The following is a 16,462-nucleotide window of genomic DNA, read 5'->3' on the forward strand; positions in this document are numbered from 1 at the left end:
GCAGATGTGATGAAAACAGCGCTGATCATTGGAGCAGATGAATTTCTCGGCCTTTCATTTTGCGAACGGTTGATGGATGAGGGTGTGCACGTTGATGTCATTTTGGCAGAACCGGAGGATAAAACGAGGCAGCTGTATTTAGAAGAACGTTTAATGTGGCTCGCGAGAAACGGGCTTTTTCAAATAATAGGTGAAATAGGTGAAAAGGAATACGATCTTATCTGCGTTCAATACGGGAGCGGGTGTCTGCCCGAAGAAAGGGCTGAGCCTTTATATTGGATTGTTTACAGTGAGGATCAAGGAGACTGGGAAAAAAACGGTCAGCGGGATACGGCAAAAGCGATTATCCTTCCTCCCCTTTACGGTCCGTGGACGGAAGAAAAAGAAGATGGCGAAAGCAGGATCTTTTTAGAAGACGCGGTCTGCGGGCTGATGAATAAGCTGGAGGCTGACGGCACAGAAGACGAAAATCAGATTATTACCCTGGAAATAAAAGAAAAAACGCAAAAAACAGAAGCGGAAGAAAAAATTAAAGAATGGAAAAGACAATTTTCATCAATATTCGACATTTTTTAAGAAATACCTTCCATGTTATGTGCATTACCGCTACAATAAACGTATATCAATTATATATGTTATGAGTTTGAAAAGGGGTTGAACATGGCTTGATCACCAGGCTTGTCATGATCTTTTCTGTCCTCCTTTTATTGAGCGGATGCGCACAAACTCCGTTTAAAGGAAAAATTGAGAAGGTCGGAATGCTTTTTCCCGATACCATCAGTGACTTGGTATGGGGCACAAAAGGTTACAAAGGTTTATTAGCGATACAATCTGAATTTAACGTTGACGTTTATTATAAAGAAAATATCAGATCCGATGAAGATATTTTAAAAGCGATAGATGATTTTCATAAAAAAGGAGTCAATCTTTTATACGGGCACGGAAATGAATACGAGGAAATCTTCAATATGATCAGCAAGGATTATCCCGACATGGAATTCGTCGTCGCAAACGGAACGGCGAAAAGCGATAATGTCACAAGCGTTCACCTTATGGGAGAAGCAATGGGCTTTTTCGGGGGAATGACGGCCGCCCATATGTCAAAAACCAATGAGGTAGGTGTCATCGCCTCCTTTCTGTGGCAGCCTGAAGTAGACGGCTTTATCAAAGGGGCGAAATATGAAAAGCCTGATATCACCGTCAATACTGAATTTACGGACCACTGGGATAACGGCAATGAAGCGCTGCATCTTTACGAGAAGTTAAAAGCGGAAGGCACGGATGTTGTATATCCGGCCGGAGACGGGTATAATGTTCCTGTCATTCAGCAAATCAAAAAAGACGGGCTTTACGCCATCGGCTATGTCGCCGAGCAATCGAATCTCGGCAAAAACACGGTGCTGACAAGCACGGTGCAAAACGTAGATAAAGCCTATACATTAATTGCCGAGCAATATAATAAAGGTACGCTCAAGAGCGGAGATCACGACTTTGATTTCAGGGAAGGAGTCGTTGAAATGGGGACGTTCAGCCCGCTGGTGGACAAAGCGTTTCAAGACAAAATCTCAGACCTTGTAAAAACGTATAACCAAACAAATGAACTGCCGTCAAATGAATAGAGGTGGATACACATGCAGCATGAAAAGTCTCTTGAATTTATGCAGATCGCGATGAAATACCTGCCGGAAGCAAAGGCGGAGCTTGAGAAATCCGGCATAGATCTGTCTATGGAAATGATTCAGCCGTTTATGGACCTGTTTACATCGGTCATGGCGGAAGCGTATGAGCTTGGCAGATCTGATGCCGGGGAGCTGAATAAATAAAGAGAGCCACTTTTTCATGAAGTGGCTTTTCACATGATTTTTTTCTTTATGGCGGACACCATCGGCGCAAAGTCTTTAAATACGGGCTTTAATTGATCCAGGGAGTTCATGATGGACCCCAGCTGATTCAACACGTGGTTGTAATCGATCTCTTCTTTGTTTTCAGCCTGAGGCTGCTCCGGGTTTTCTTCCGGCTCTTTATCCCGGTCTCTGGAATCGCCGAACATCATTTTGGAGAAAATATCCATAGTGAAGCCTCCTTTCGTCTTCCTTTTATTCTATGAGGAGCAGCGTCCGATAGTTTAGACGAATATATTGCCAACAGAAAAAAAATAGGGTAGAATTAGTACCTGATACTAATAATTGATCATAACTAATTAGTTTTAAATTCATTATAAAAAAGGAGTCTTTTCCAATGAAAGCTGGAATTCTTGGCGTCGGCCGTTACATCCCGGAAAAAGTGCTGACAAATCATGATCTTGAACAAATGGTAGATACATCGGACGAGTGGATTCGTACGAGAACAGGTATAGAAGAAAGAAGAATTGCCGCGGAAGATATGTATTCATCCGGCATGGCCGCCGAGGCTGCTCAAAAAGCGCTTGATCAGGCCGGCATTTCCGCAGAGGAGCTTGATATGATCCTCGTGGCGACGGTTACTCCTGACCAGTCTTTCCCGACCGTTTCCTGTATGATACAAGAGAAGCTCGGGGCAAAAAAAGCGTGCGCGATGGATATCAGCGCCGCATGTGCGGGTTTTATGTACGGTATCGTAACCGCCAAACAATTCATTGAATCGCAAACATACAAACATGTCCTCGTGGTCGGCGTGGAAAAGCTCTCAAGCATTACCGACTGGGACGACCGTAATACGGCTGTGCTGTTCGGAGACGGAGCCGGAGCGGCGGTCATCGGACCGGTCAGCGACGACAGAGGCATACTGTCATTTGAGCTCGGAGCAGACGGTACAGGCGGTCAGCACTTGTACTTAGATGAAAAAGGGCATACAATCATGCATGGAAGAGAAGTATTCAAATTCGCCGTCCGGCAAATGGGTGAATCGAGTGTAAATGTTATTGAAAAAGCCGGCCTCTCCAAAGAGGACGTAGACTTTTTGATTCCGCATCAGGCAAACATCCGCATCATGGAAGCGGCACGGGAACGTTTGGAGCTTCCGGTTGAAAAGATGTCTAAAACAGTCCATAAATATGGAAACACATCCGCAGCATCCATTCCGATTTCATTAGTAGAGGAACTGGAAGCAGGCAAAATTAAAGACGGCGATGTCATCGTCATGGTCGGTTTCGGCGGAGGATTGACATGGGGCGCCATAGCAATACGCTGGGGACGATAAAAAAAGGTGAGGTGCACACAAGATGAGTAAAAAAAGAGTAGTCGTTACAGGGCTTGGAGCCTTGTCTCCGCTTGGAAACGACGCCGAAACAAGCTGGAAAAATGCAATCGGCGGCGTATCCGGAATCGGACCGATCACACGTGTGGAATCGGACGAGTATCCGGCGAAAGTAGCTGCTGAACTGAAAGATTTCAATATTGAAAATCACATGGATAAAAAAGAAGCGCGAAAAATGGACCGCTTCACGCAATATGCAGTCGTAGCCGCGAAAATGGCCGTTCAAGATGCCGGTCTGAACATCACAGACGAGATCGCGCCGAGAGTCGGCGTTTGGGTCGGATCCGGAATCGGCGGTCTTGAAACGCTTGAATCCCAATTCGAAATCTTCCTGACAAAAGGGCCGAGAAGGGTCAGCCCGTTCTTTGTTCCGATGATGATTCCGGATATGGCGACAGGCCAAATCTCAATCGCTCTCGGAGCAAAAGGAGTCAACTCCTGTACGGTGACGGCATGTGCGACGGGAACGAACTCTATCGGTGACGCGTTTAAAGTCATTCAGCGCGGCGATGCCGATGCGATGATTACGGGCGGAACGGAAGCGCCGCTGACAAGAATGTCATTTGCGGGCTTCAGCGCAAACAAAGCCCTTTCTACAAATCCTGATCCGAAGACGGCAAGCCGCCCGTTTGATAAAAACCGTGACGGCTTTGTCATGGGAGAAGGTGCGGGGATCGTCGTGCTTGAAGAGCTTGAGCATGCCCTTGCCCGCGGTGCGAAAATCTACGGGGAAATTGTCGGCTACGGCTCAACTGGTGACGCCTACCACATTACCGCGCCTGCCCAAGACGGGGAAGGCGGTGCGAGAGCGATGCAGGAAGCAATCAAAGATGCGGGCATCAAGCCTGAAGAAATTGATTACATCAACGCTCACGGCACAAGCACGTACTACAATGATAAATACGAGACAAAAGCCATTAAGACCGTTTTCGGTGATCATGCGTACAAGCTTGCCGTCAGTTCGACAAAATCAATGACGGGTCATTTGTTAGGCGCTGCCGGAGGAATTGAAGCAATCTTCTCCGTCATGGCAATTAAAGACGGCATTATCCCGCCGACGATTAACATCGAAACACCTGATGAAGAGTGTGATTTAGATTATGTACCGGACAAAGCGCGCGAGCAGGATGTCAACATCGTTCTCAGCAACTCGCTCGGCTTCGGCGGACATAATGCCACTTTGATCTTTAAAAAATATCAATAATACAGTTTTTGACCGGCTGCCTGAAAAAGGTGGCCGGTTTTTTTGTGCGTGCATATGATAACAACAAGAGGAGGCGAACAGGTATGAGCGTCAAGCAGACATATCAATGGATGGAAAAGGCGGCATCCGTAAATGACCTGGCCCCGCATCTTTTGCCGCTTTTTTCAGGGGCCGATAAGAAAGAGTGGAAGCCGATACTCGGGATGCTGCAAAACCACGGCATGTTCCGCCATCTGAAGGACGGCGTTAGGACCAGTAAACGGCTGAAAGAAAAAGGATGCTACAGCCATATACAAAAGGAGGAAGCCTATTTAAAGGAGAAGTGGAACGGGCCGGACGTGCCGATCGTAGTTTTGCCCGTTGATGAACGAAACCGGAAAATCCGTCAGGAATTCGGATCAAAATCCGGTCTGGCCTTTCGGGACAAAATGTTCCTCTTTCTATCGTCGGATAGTTCCAATTCAGCTGTATCCGCCCTTATGACACATGAATATAATCACGTCTGCCGGTTAGAACATGTGACAAAGGACGAAAAAGATGAGACATTTCTTGATACAATCATGATGGAGGGGCTGGCAGAATATGCTGTATATGAGCGGTTCGGCTCAAGTCTTACGGCGGAATGGACGTCCTACTATACGCCTGAGCAGCTTGACTTTTTGTTTGAAAAAAGAGTCAAGCCGAACCTCCGCTTAACGAGAGACAGCAGAATGTTTTCCCAGCTGTTATACGGAAAAGGATACTTCCCCTCAATGCTCGGCTATGCCGTCGGATTCAATATAGTAAAAAAATATTTAACCGATCATCAAAAAACAGTAAAAGAAGCATTGGCCATCCCTTCAAAAACCTTTCTGGAAGCAACGCTTTAATAGATTAAAAGAATGGAAATTATTTAAGGATATTACATTTATCCTAAAAAATTCTTGCTTTTGTAATAATGATGTAATAATATACAACTATAAAATTTTTCGACTATTCTATATTTTGTGATAGCGAAACGTATGTTTCCCTCTGCTTCAGCGGAATGAGAAAGGGGCGTATCATGAGCACACTATTAGAAGTGAATAATTTAAAGACCTATTTTTTCAGAAAGAAACAGCCGATACCCGCAGTCGACGGGGTTGATTTTCACATTAACAAAGGCGAAACCGTCGCTCTTGTAGGAGAATCCGGCTCGGGCAAAAGCATCACCTCGCTTTCTATTATGGGACTTGTCCAAGGCTCGGGCGGAAAAATTATGGACGGCTCGATTAAGCTAGAAGGCAGGGACCTGGCCTCCTTCACCGAAAACGAATATTGCAAAATCCGCGGAAATGACGTCTCTATGATCTTTCAGGAGCCCATGACTTCCCTGAATCCGGTGCTGACCATCGGCGAACAAATTACCGAAGTGCTCGAATACCATAAAAAAATGAATAAAAGAGAAGCGGCTAAAAAAGCCGTCGAGCTTCTGGAACTCGTCGGATTCTCCAGAGCGGAACAAGTAATGAAAGAATATCCGCACCGTCTTTCCGGAGGGATGAGACAGAGGGTGATGATCGCCATTGCGCTCAGCTGCAATCCGAAGCTTCTGATCGCTGATGAGCCGACGACGGCGCTTGATGTGACGATACAAGCCCAAGTATTGGAGCTGATGAAAGACCTCTGCAAAAAATTCGATACTTCCATTCTGCTGATCACTCATGATTTAGGTGTGGTTTCCGAAGCCGCCGACAGGGTGATCGTTATGTATTGCGGACAAGTCGTAGAGAGTGCGAGTGTGGAGGACTTATTTTTAAACCCTCTTCATCCGTATACCGAAGGGCTGTTAAACTCCATACCGGTGATAGATGGAGAGATTGATACATTAAAAGCGATCAAAGGCAGTGTCCCGACACCGGATAATCTTCCGGAAGGCTGCCGATTTGCCCCGAGGTGTTCAAAAGCGATGGACAAATGCAAAACAGGGCAGCCGGAGCTGATAACGCATGAAAGCGGCCGTTCTGTAAGATGTTTTTTATATGAGGAAGAGGGTGCCCAATCAAAATGACAGCTGCAGACCAAGAAACGATTTTAGAGCTGAAAGACGTAAAAAAATATTTCCCGATCCGCTCCGGTTTTTTTCAAAGGAAAGTCGGTGATATAAAGGCTGTTGACGGCGTTTCTTTTTCACTGAAGCGCGGGGAGACGCTCGGCATCGTCGGTGAATCAGGATGCGGCAAATCAACGGCGGGAAGGACGATGATCCGTTTATACAAGCCGACAGACGGCCGGATTCTTTTTAAGGGTCAGGATATCTCCGGCTTATCTGAAGAAAAACTGAGAAAAAGCGTCCGCAAAAACATCCAGATGGTCTTCCAAGATCCCTTCGCATCCCTTAACCCAAGGAAAACGTTGCGTTCCATTATTAAAGAGCCGTTCCAGACTCACCATATGTACAGCATGAGCGAGCGGAACGAGCGAGTGGAGGAGCTGCTGGCGAAAGTCGGCCTTCACCCGAGCTTTGCAAACCGCTATCCGCACGAATTTTCCGGAGGCCAGCGCCAGCGGATCGGGATTGCGCGGGCTCTGACGTTGAATCCCGAGCTGATTATTGCGGATGAACCCGTTTCCGCACTCGATGTCTCCATTCAGGCCCAGGTCATCAATCTGATGGAGGAACTGCAGGATGAATTCAACCTGACCTATTTGTTTATTTCTCATGATTTGAGTGTTGTCCGCCATATCAGCGACAGAGTCGGCGTCATGTATCTGGGAAAAATGATGGAGCTGACCGATAAACACGAGCTGTACGGCAATCCGCTTCACCCTTATACGCAAGCGCTTTTGTCTTCAGTGCCCGTCACGAGAAAAAAAGACGCCGTCAAGCGGGAACGAATCATCCTGAAAGGAGAACTGCCAAGCCCGGCAAACCCGCCGAAAGGCTGCGTGTTCCACACGCGGTGCCCGATGGCCAAACCGATCTGCAAGGAACAAATCCCGGCATTTGAAGAAGCCGCTCCCGGCCATTACGTCGCCTGCCATTTATATGCCTGAAATGACAAGCATCGAGAGGGGGTATGCCGGATTACATAACCAGTTTGCTGCATATATATCACAAAGGGGGAATTGATATGAAATTACGTAAAAGCGCACTGATGATGCTAAGTGTTTTTATGGCGCTCGCCATCTTCCTGTCAGCCTGCTCCGGCTCAAAATCCACAAGCACCGAATCCAAACCGGCAGGAAAACCGCAAAAAGGCGGAGATTTGGTTGTCGGGTCAACCGGGGAACCCACACTTTTTAATCCACTTTATTCTACCGATGTTGCAAGTTCTGATATTGAAGGCATGATTTACAGCACATTATTGGAAACTGATGAGAAATTAAACGTCAAGCCGTCGCTGGCTGAAAAAGTAACAGAAGCTGACGGGGGATTAACGTATGATGTAAAACTGAAAAAAGGCGTTAAATTCCATGATGGAAAAGAGCTGACGGCCGATGATGTTGTTTTCACCTACAGCATCCCTCTTAACAAGGATTACAACGGTGAGCGTGGCTCGGGTTTTGAGTCCCTTAAATCCGTGACGAAAAAAGGAAAATATGAAATTCAGTTTAAAATGAAGAAAAAAGATGCCTATTTCTATAATGTCGTTCTCGACAGTTACGGCATTTTGCCAAAACATATATTGGGTAAGGTGCCGGTTGCAGATCTGGGAGAGAATGAATTTAACCGTAAAAATCCAATCGGCTCCGGTCCGTTTAAGTTTGTTGAGTGGAAAAAAGGTGAGTATGTCAAACTGGAAGCAAATGATGATTACTTTGGCGTCAGACCTTACCTTGATACAGTGACAGTCAAAACAATTCCTGATTCTAACGCGGCCGTGGCCCAGTTAAAAGCGGGAGATATTGATTTCTTCGTTGTGCCGGGCACAGATTTTGATACGGTTAAAACGTTTGGAAACGTGAAGGTCAAATCTGATCTTGGCTTAAACTACAGCTATATCGGCTGGAATGAGAAAAAAGAGCTTTTTAAGGACAAAAAAGTGCGTCAGGCATTGACTTACGCTCTTGACAGGCAGGCAATGGTGGATCAAGTGCTGAACGGAGACGGTAAGGTAGCGGATGTTCCTGAGAGTCCGCTGTCATGGAATTATCCGAAGTCTAAAGTGCCGACATTTGATTATAATCCGAAAAAAGCAAAGCAGCTGCTAAAAGAAGCCGGATGGGAAGACCATGACGGTGACGGCTACCTTGATAAAGACGGAAAAAAATTCTCATTTGAAATTAAAACGAATCAAGGCAATAAAATTCGTGAAGATTTAGCTGTTGTCGTTCAGCAGCAATTAAAAGAAGTGGGAATCGAGGCTAAACCGCGAATTGTTGAATTCAGTGCGTTAATCGAACAGACAAGTGCCCCTAATTGGGATTATGACGCTCTTCTTCTCGGATGGAGTCTTGCAACATTCCCGGATCAATTCTCTATCTTCCATTCAAGCCAATCGAAAAACGGGCTGAATAATATCTGGTATAAAAACCCGAAAGTCGATAAGCTGCTTGAAGAAGCGAAGACAATTACAGACAGAAAAGAATACCAAAAGAAGTATGAAGAGATATACAAATTGATAGCTGAAGATCAGCCGTACAGCTTCTTATTCTATTACAATTACCACAGAGCGATGCCGAATAATTTACAAGGCTATGTATTCCACCCTAAAAATGACTTGTACAATATTGAAAAATGGTGGCTGGATCAAAAATAGCAAAAGCCCTGGAGAGGGAAGGAGGTTCCTTTCCTCTCTTATCCTATTTAAAAAGGGGACAAGAATATGGTTACATATATTTTACGGCGAACATTAATGTCCTTGCCGATTCTCTTAGGCATTACAATTTTGTCGTTTGCCATCATGAAGGCAGCGCCGGGAGACCCGATGTCACTTATGATGGACCCTACAATCAGTCAAGCGGACAGGGCGAAATTCATTGAAAAATACGGGTTGAATGATCCGGAACCTGTTCAATATGTGAAATGGCTGGGGAATATGCTGCAAGGGGATTTTGGGACTTCTATCGTCAAGAAAGGCACTCCGGTTTCTGAACTTATCTTATCCCGCTTACCGAATACGATTGTGCTTATGCTTTTCTCAACCCTTGTCGCTCTTCTTATTTCTATTCCATTTGGTGTTCTGTCAGCGAAACGTCCTTATTCAAAATTGGATTACGGGATAACTGTTACTTCATTTTTAGGGCTTGCCATTCCGAATTTTTGGTTCGGTTTGATTTTAATCATGGTTTTATCTGTAAATCTGGGGTGGTTTCCCACTGGCGGAGTAAGCACTTTGAATGCTGACTTTAACATATTTGACCGATTGCATCACTTGATTCTGCCTGCTTTTGTGCTCGCCACGGCAGACATGGCAGGGATAACGAGATACACAAGATCCAGTATGCTTGACGTGTTAAAACAGGATTATATACGAACGGCGCGTGCGAAAGGATTCCGAGATAATAAAGTGATTTTTAAACACGGTTTGAGAAACGGACTTCTTCCTGTCATCACTATTTTTGGTTTGATGATACCGTCATTTATCGGGGGAGCAGTAGTGGTAGAACAGATTTTTACTTGGCCGGGTCTCGGCAAATTGTTTATTGATTCAGCCTTTTCGCGGGATTATCCGGTTATCATGGCCATGACGGTCATTTCAGCTGTTTTGGTTGTAGTGGGGAATTTAATTGCGGACATCTTATATGCGCTGGTTGATCCCCGTATTGAATATTAACAAAGAGAGGTGAGAGGTCAAATGTTACAGCCAAATACCGGCACACCCCCCAGCGAAGTGAAATTAAAGGAAAATATTCAATCCAAACCGGAAACAATGACGAAGATTTTTTTCGAAAAGTTCTTTCAAAATAAACTAGCTGTAATCGGAGCCGTTATATTAACCATCATTATCTTGTCAGCTTTATTCGCTTCGGTAATCGCTCCTTACTCTCCGGAGAGTCAATCTCTCATCAATCGTTTGAAGCCGCCGAGCTTAAAACATCTAATGGGAACTGATAAATTCGGAAGAGACATCTTTACGAGGGTTCTGTACGGGGCACGCGTCTCCTTGCTTGTCGGATTCGCTTCTGTGATCGGCGCGATTACAATCGGGACAGTTGTCGGAGCTGTTGCCGGATATTTTAAAGGGTTTGTCGATGCCGTTCTCATGAGAACCGTTGATATCGTATTATCCATACCTGATATATTTTTGCTTATTACACTTGTTACGATTTTTCAGCCCGGAATGGATAAATTAATTTTAATTTTCTCCCTTACAGGCTGGACAACAACGGCACGCCTTGTCCGAGGGGAGTTTTTATCGCTTCGTTCCAGAGAGTTTGTATTAGCTGCAAAGACGATCGGTACAAAAAATCATCACATCATCTTTTCTCATATATTGCCGAATGCGCTCGGACCGATTATTGTCTCAGCCACATTAAAGGTGGGAACGGTTATTTTGGCGGAATCTACATTAAGTTATCTCGGTTTCGGGATTCAGCCCCCGATCGCAAGCTGGGGCAATATGCTTCAGGATGCACAGAACTTTACGCTTATGATTCAGGCTTGGTGGTACCCGTTATTCCCAGGTTTGTTGATCCTTCTTACCGTATTGTGCTTCAACTTTGTCGGAGACGGGCTGCGTGATGCGCTTGATCCGAAAAATGTAAAATGATCTCCCGGACGGAACGGGAGATTTTTTTGTTGCAATGCAGTCAGAAATCCAGCTTCGTAATACGGAAATCTCATATTGAAATGGAATAATTTATCTATCCCTTGCCTATACTGTGGACAACAGTTTTTATAAAGTGAGGGGTCGAATATGTTATTTCTTCATGATGTATGGGTCAATTGGTTTGAAGGGGAAGAAAACGGCTACAATGTATGCCATTTTCATGAATGGCGGAAGGAAGACACGGTTGAGCTTTTGGATCAGACGCCGCTGCTCAGAGTGCCGTCGGTATTATTTCATTACATAGAAAACGACTTATCAGAGCTTCCGAAAGAGCTGCTTGACCAAGTCCACCAGAAGTCATACGTGCGAAAAAATCACGAGCGGACAAAGCTGGAGTACTGTTTTGTCGTGACAGACGGGATCGGCATCATTGCCGTGGATACGATCGGGTATACCATTCCTGTCAGAAAGAGCCGCCTGATTCCGAGACAGGAGCAGCTTGTTTATGAAATGGTAAAGGATGTAGAACCGGAATCGTTTCAATTTGAGCCGTCGCAATTGGAGTCTTCAAAGGAATATCACATTTTGTCATTGGCGCCGGAGCATGTCAGAGGTCTGACGAGAAAAGAGCGGCAGATCAAGCAGCTGATGTTTATGGCGCTCGACCAGCTGAAAGGGCTGAAAAACCGTGCGGAAATTGTGTATTGGTACACGGAATGGAATCCGCATATGTATGAGCAGATCAAACGGATGAGTTTTGAAGAGATCTGGGACATGCTTTACAATGAAACAATTGAAGGCTGGTCGGATAAACATCTTGCGTTCTGTGAAAATTTGATTAAAGGGCAGCCGTTTTTCGAAAAGCTTTGGGAAATGGAACAGGAATCAAAAGTGAACTAAAAAAAGAGGCGGGGATTCTCCCGCCTCTTTTTTTTTATCTTCTTTTCCGTCCGAGACCCATGGCGTTTTCCATTTTCTTCACCATTTTGCCGGCCGTTTTGTTTGCGCGCGCCGCCCCTTCGTCGAGAATGCGGTCAAGCTCGTCGCTCTCAATTAATTCACGGTAGCGCTCTTGGATCGGTGTCAATGCGCCGATAACGACTTCGGCTAAATCGCTTTTGAATTCACCGTACCCTTTGCCTTCATATTTAGCTTCTAATTCTTCAATTGATGTGTTCCCTAAAATAGAATAGATCGTCAAAAGATTAGAAACGCCCGGTTTGTTTTCTTTATCATACTTTACAATGCCTTCAGAATCAGTCACTGCGCTCTTGATTTTCTTCTCGAGCTGCTTCGGCTCATCAAGCAGCGTGATGAATGCCTTTTGGTTCGGATCTGATTTGCTCATTTTTTTGAGCGGATCAGCCAGTGACATGATGCGCGCGCCTGATTCAGGAATTTTCACCTCAGGAATCGTGAAGATGTCATTGTATTTTTTATTAAAGCGTTCCGCCAGGTTGCGGGTCAGTTCAAGATGCTGTTTTTGGTCTTCTCCGACCGGAACAAGGTCCGTTCCGTACAGTAAAATATCGCCGGCCATCAACGGCGGATAGGTTAACAGTCCGGACACGACGGCTTCTTTGCCCTTTGACTTATCCTTAAATTGCGTCATCCGCTCAAGCTCGCCGATATATGCGACGCATTGGAGCATCCACCCCGCCTGGGCATGAGCGGGAACCTCCGACTGGATAAAGAGGGTCGCTTTCTCGGGATCAAGTCCGACGGCCAGGTAAAGAGCCGCGAGATTGCGGATGTTATTCCGCAGCTCAAGCCGATCCTGCGGAACCGTAATCGCATGCTGATCGACAATACAGAAGTAGCCGTTGTAGTCATGCTGCAAATCAACAAATTGCTTCATTGCGCCGATGTAGTTGCCGAGGGTAACGGAACCGCTCGGCTGAATGCCTGAAAAAATCGTTTTCTTCATAGTTCTTACCTCATTTCTTAAAACATAATAAAAAAAGCCCATTCTTCCCGTAGAAAAAAGGGACGAATGAACCGTGGTGCCACCCTGATTATTCCATTACAATGGAATCGCTCGAGACGTTGGTAACGGAGGCTGCTCCGGCTGGGCCTACTAACGTTCGGTCAGCTGCTCAGAAGTCCATTCCACATCGCCCGTTACCTGCTCCCAGCACCGCAGACTCTCTTCAAACGGATGAAAATGTGTACTAATCTTCATCATCGCAATCACAACAAATGTATTTGATTGGTCTATTATAAATCAATTATAGCCAAATGTCATCAGAGGAATACAAGCTTATTTCCAGTTTGCTTTAGGGGGGGAAATCCTCAAAAAGAACTGAAAATGCTTAAATGATAACGTATATCAACATTTCGTATAACGAATATTATATGTAAAAAGCAATATGAACTGGAAATTACATTAAAAAAATTTAGTTAGGTCATGCTTTAAACTATAGAAGTGTATCACCTTTTTGACAGAAAAACTGACCAAATTTAAATATTTTAAATTGAGAAAATAGTATTGCAATAAATTATTCATTTCATTATAATGAACTTGTTCACTCTATTGTTACAGCTTCTTTACATAAAATAATCAGAAAAGACGGAACACAATTAAAGTTTAGAAAAATATTAAGTTATTTTGTCTGATATTTCTGAGTATTTAGTAGTAAAGGCTGAAAAATTTGATTAGGGGGTTAGTGCATGAAAAAGCGTTGGTCTATTGTAGGTTTGATGCTTATCTTCTCGCTTGTATTAAGTGCGTGCGGCGGATTCAGCGGCGGATCAGGCGGCGGTAAAAAAGACACCAAAGGACAGACTTCACTTAATATCAATATTAAAACCGAGCCGTTCTCACTGCATCCGGGTTTAGCGAATGATTCCGTGTCAGGAGGCGTAATCCGACAGACTTTTGAAGGATTGACACGCGTAAACTCCAAAGGTGAGCCTGAAGAAGGAATGGCATCTAAAATTGAAACAAGCAAAGACGGAAAGACCTATACATTTACGATTCGTGACGGTGCGAAATGGTCTAACGGCGACCCGGTGACGGCGCAGGATTTTGAATATGCATGGAAATGGGCGCTTGACCCGAACAACGAATCACAATACGCTTATCAGCTCTACTACATCAAAGGCGCTGAAGCTGCCAATACAGGAAAAGGCAAGATTGATGATGTAGGCGTAAAAGCCGTAAATGACAAAACATTAAAGGTTGAACTGAATAACCCGACACCTTATTTCACGCAATTAACTTCATTCTATACGTATATGCCGATCAACAAGAAAATCGCGGAAAAACATAAAAACTGGAATACAAACGCGGGCGAAAATTATGTGTCAAACGGCCCGTTCAAAATGACGGCCTGGAAACACAGCGGTTCCATCACGCTCGAAAAGAACGATCAATATTGGGATAAAGACGCTGTGAAATTGAAGAAAATCAATATGGTGATGATTAACAATAACAACACCGAACTGAAAAAATTCCAGGCCGGTGAGCTTGACTGGGCAGGAATGCCGCTCGGCCAGCTTCCGACTGAATCTCTGCCGACATTGAAAAAAGACGGATCTCTTCACGTTGAACCGATCGCAGGCGTGTATTGGTACAAATTCAACACAGAAGAGAAACCGCTGAACAATGTCAACATCCGTAAAGCCCTTGCTTATGCGATCGACCGCTCGTCCATCGTGAAAAATGTAACGCAGGGCGAACAAATCCCGGCCATGGCTGCGGTGCCGCCGTCAATGAAGGGATTCAAGGATAACACAAAAGGTTATTTCAAAGACAATGACGTCAAATCAGCTAAAGAATTCTTAAATAAAGGACTGAAGGAATTAGGCGTCAAGAATGCCTCTGACCTTCCGGCGATCAAACTGTCCTACAATACGGATGACGCGCATGCGAAAATCGCGCAGGCCGTACAGGAAATGTGGAAAAAGAACTTGGGCGTCAAAGTTGAGCTTGATAACTCCGAATGGAATGTTTACATCGACAAGCTGCACAGCCAGAATTACCAAATCGCGCGTATGGGCTGGCTCGGCGATTTCAACGATCCGATCAACTTCCTTGAATTGTTCCGTGATAAAGAAGGCGGAAACAATGATACCGGGTGGGAAGATCCTGAGTTTAAAAAGCTGCTGAACCAATCTCAGCTTGAAACGGATCCGGATAAACGTATCGAAGAGCTGAAAAAAGCAGAAAAGATCTTTATGGACGCAATGCCGGTCGCGCCAGTTTATTTCTATACGGATCCTTGGGTGCAGGATAAAAACCTCAAAAATGTGATCTTGACAGGAACAGGCGAAGTTTACTTCAGAAACGCTTCTTTTGAATAAAAGCCGGTTCTGAAAACAAAAGACCCAAGGTATATGGGGAGGATGTCCCCATATACCTTTCTTACTGATTACGTATAAAATTGTAAAAAACATGGAGGTGTTCACCTTGCTGAAATATATCGGTAAACGATTCATTTACATGATCATCACATTGTTTGTGATTGTGACCGCCACGTTCTTCTTAATGCAGGCAGCGCCGGGCGGACCATTTTCCGGCGAAAGAAAGCTGCCGCCTGAAATTGAAGCAAACTTAAACGAACACTATGGTCTGGACAAGCCTCTTTTCGTTCAATATGTCAGCTACTTAAAATCTGTGGCGATGTGGGACTTCGGGCCTTCTTTTAAATATAAAGGCCAAAGTGTTAATGATTTAATCAATTCAGGCTTCCCCGTCTCATTCACTCTCGGTGCAGAAGCTATTCTCCTCGCTTTAGCGTTCGGTGTGCTTTTCGGGGTGCTTGCTGCCCTGTACCATAATAAATGGCAGGATTATACCATTGCGATTTTAACGATCTTTGGGATCTCAGTTCCGAGCTTTATATTGGCGACGATTTTGCAATATATTTTCTCAATTAAATTAGAACTGTTCCCGGTCGCAGGGTGGGAATCCTGGGCATACACCTTTCTGCCCTCCATTGCGCTCGCTTCCATGCCGATGGCGTTCATTGCCAGACTCTCCCGTTCAAGCATGATTGAAGTGTTAAACAGCGATTACATACGGACTGCAAAAGCTAAAGGACTTTCCCGTCCGTCAGTCACCGTGCGCCATGCGCTGCGAAATGCGCTTTTGCCGGTCGTGACATATATGGGGCCGATGGCGGCATCCATTTTAACGGGAAGTTTCATCATTGAATCCATTTTCGGAATTCCCGGTTTAGGCGCGCATTTTGTAAACAGCATTACAAACCGTGATTATACGGTCATTATGGGAGTTACCGTGTTTTTCAGCGTGCTCCTGCTTTTATGCGTATTAATTGTAGACGTGCTGTACGGATTAATCGATCCGAGAATCAAGCTTTCCAAAGCAAAGAAAGGAGCCTAGACC

At 44.9% G+C, this 16,462-nt stretch carries 16 protein-coding genes and 1 other annotated feature; of the genes, 14 read left to right on the forward strand and 2 right to left on the reverse strand.

From position 1 onward, the window contains the following. The first annotated feature begins 9 nt into the window (after positions 1–9). From ACWJJS_RS06720 to ACWJJS_RS06730, 3 genes are all read left to right on the forward strand, one after another. A complete protein-coding gene (locus ACWJJS_RS06720) occupies positions 10–576 on the forward strand; it encodes a hypothetical protein (RefSeq protein ID WP_454023430.1) in 567 nt (188 codons plus the stop codon). Between the two features lie 89 nt (positions 577–665). Then, a complete protein-coding gene (locus ACWJJS_RS06725) occupies positions 666–1,619 on the forward strand; it encodes a BMP family ABC transporter substrate-binding protein (RefSeq protein ID WP_070081621.1) in 954 nt (317 codons plus the stop codon). A 12-nt stretch (positions 1,620–1,631) separates the two neighbouring features. Further along, positions 1,632–1,823, forward strand: a complete 192-nt coding sequence (locus tag ACWJJS_RS06730) for a ComZ family protein (RefSeq protein WP_003155061.1) — start codon at positions 1,632–1,634, stop codon at positions 1,821–1,823. Positions 1,824–1,852: 29 nt separating this feature from the next. On the opposite strand, the gene ACWJJS_RS06735 is transcribed toward ACWJJS_RS06730, so the two are convergent. Next, a complete protein-coding gene (locus tag ACWJJS_RS06735; RefSeq protein WP_454023431.1) occupies positions 1,853–2,071 on the reverse strand; it encodes a hypothetical protein in 219 nt (72 codons plus the stop codon). A gap of 167 nt (positions 2,072–2,238) precedes the next feature. Here ACWJJS_RS06735 and ACWJJS_RS06740 point away from each other — a divergent pair, with 167 nt between their 5' ends. From ACWJJS_RS06740 to ACWJJS_RS06780, 9 genes are all read left to right on the forward strand, one after another. Beyond that, the gene (locus tag ACWJJS_RS06740; protein ID WP_007409122.1) at positions 2,239–3,177 is read left to right on the forward strand and encodes a beta-ketoacyl-ACP synthase III; all 939 of its coding nucleotides are present in this window, start codon (positions 2,239–2,241) and stop codon (positions 3,175–3,177) included. Positions 3,178–3,199: 22 nt separating this feature from the next. Beyond that, positions 3,200–4,438, forward strand: coding sequence for a beta-ketoacyl-ACP synthase II (gene fabF, locus ACWJJS_RS06745; protein WP_003155056.1), 1,239 nt, complete (start codon positions 3,200–3,202; stop codon positions 4,436–4,438). Between the two features lie 83 nt (positions 4,439–4,521). Next, complete coding sequence (locus ACWJJS_RS06750; RefSeq protein WP_012117278.1) at positions 4,522–5,307, forward strand: DUF2268 domain-containing protein; 786 nt, start codon at positions 4,522–4,524, stop codon at positions 5,305–5,307. 173 nt (positions 5,308–5,480) lie between these two features. Next, positions 5,481–6,467 (forward strand): ABC transporter ATP-binding protein, encoded by a 987-nt coding sequence (locus ACWJJS_RS06755; RefSeq protein WP_029325950.1) that lies wholly within the window; start codon positions 5,481–5,483, stop codon positions 6,465–6,467. Next, entirely contained in the window at positions 6,464–7,453 is a 990-nt protein-coding gene (locus ACWJJS_RS06760; protein ID WP_025851953.1) for an ABC transporter ATP-binding protein, read from the forward strand. Before ACWJJS_RS06755 ends, ACWJJS_RS06760 begins: the two co-directional genes overlap by 4 nt. 77 nt (positions 7,454–7,530) lie before the next feature. Then, positions 7,531–9,159 (forward strand): peptide-binding protein, encoded by a 1,629-nt coding sequence (locus ACWJJS_RS06765; protein WP_454023432.1) that lies wholly within the window; start codon positions 7,531–7,533, stop codon positions 9,157–9,159. A gap of 66 nt (positions 9,160–9,225) precedes the next feature. After that, a complete protein-coding gene (locus ACWJJS_RS06770; RefSeq protein ID WP_003155051.1) occupies positions 9,226–10,176 on the forward strand; it encodes an ABC transporter permease in 951 nt (316 codons plus the stop codon). A gap of 21 nt (positions 10,177–10,197) precedes the next feature. Continuing rightward, positions 10,198–11,112 (forward strand): oligopeptide ABC transporter permease, encoded by a 915-nt coding sequence (gene opp4C / locus ACWJJS_RS06775; RefSeq protein ID WP_003155049.1) that lies wholly within the window; start codon positions 10,198–10,200, stop codon positions 11,110–11,112. Between the two features lie 147 nt (positions 11,113–11,259). Beyond that, entirely contained in the window at positions 11,260–12,012 is a 753-nt protein-coding gene (locus ACWJJS_RS06780; RefSeq protein WP_014304784.1) for a YjbA family protein, read from the forward strand. Between the two features lie 34 nt (positions 12,013–12,046). Here ACWJJS_RS06780 and trpS read toward each other — a convergent pair whose 3' ends face one another. Beyond that, entirely contained in the window at positions 12,047–13,039 is a 993-nt protein-coding gene (trpS, locus tag ACWJJS_RS06785) for a tryptophan--tRNA ligase (protein ID WP_454023433.1), read from the reverse strand. Between the two features lie 55 nt (positions 13,040–13,094). Next, positions 13,095–13,306: a binding site (T-box leader), on the reverse strand. Positions 13,307–13,782: 476 nt separating this feature from the next. Between trpS and ACWJJS_RS06790 the strand changes: the two genes are divergently transcribed. Both ACWJJS_RS06790 and ACWJJS_RS06795 read left to right on the forward strand, forming a co-directional pair. Then, positions 13,783–15,417, forward strand: a complete 1,635-nt coding sequence (locus ACWJJS_RS06790) for a peptide ABC transporter substrate-binding protein (protein ID WP_039062894.1) — start codon at positions 13,783–13,785, stop codon at positions 15,415–15,417. Between the two features lie 106 nt (positions 15,418–15,523). Then, positions 15,524–16,459 (forward strand): ABC transporter permease, encoded by a 936-nt coding sequence (locus ACWJJS_RS06795; RefSeq protein ID WP_003155043.1) that lies wholly within the window; start codon positions 15,524–15,526, stop codon positions 16,457–16,459. The last annotated feature ends 3 nt before the right edge of the window (positions 16,460–16,462 follow it).

The organism is Bacillus sp. JK106, from assembly GCF_053663355.1.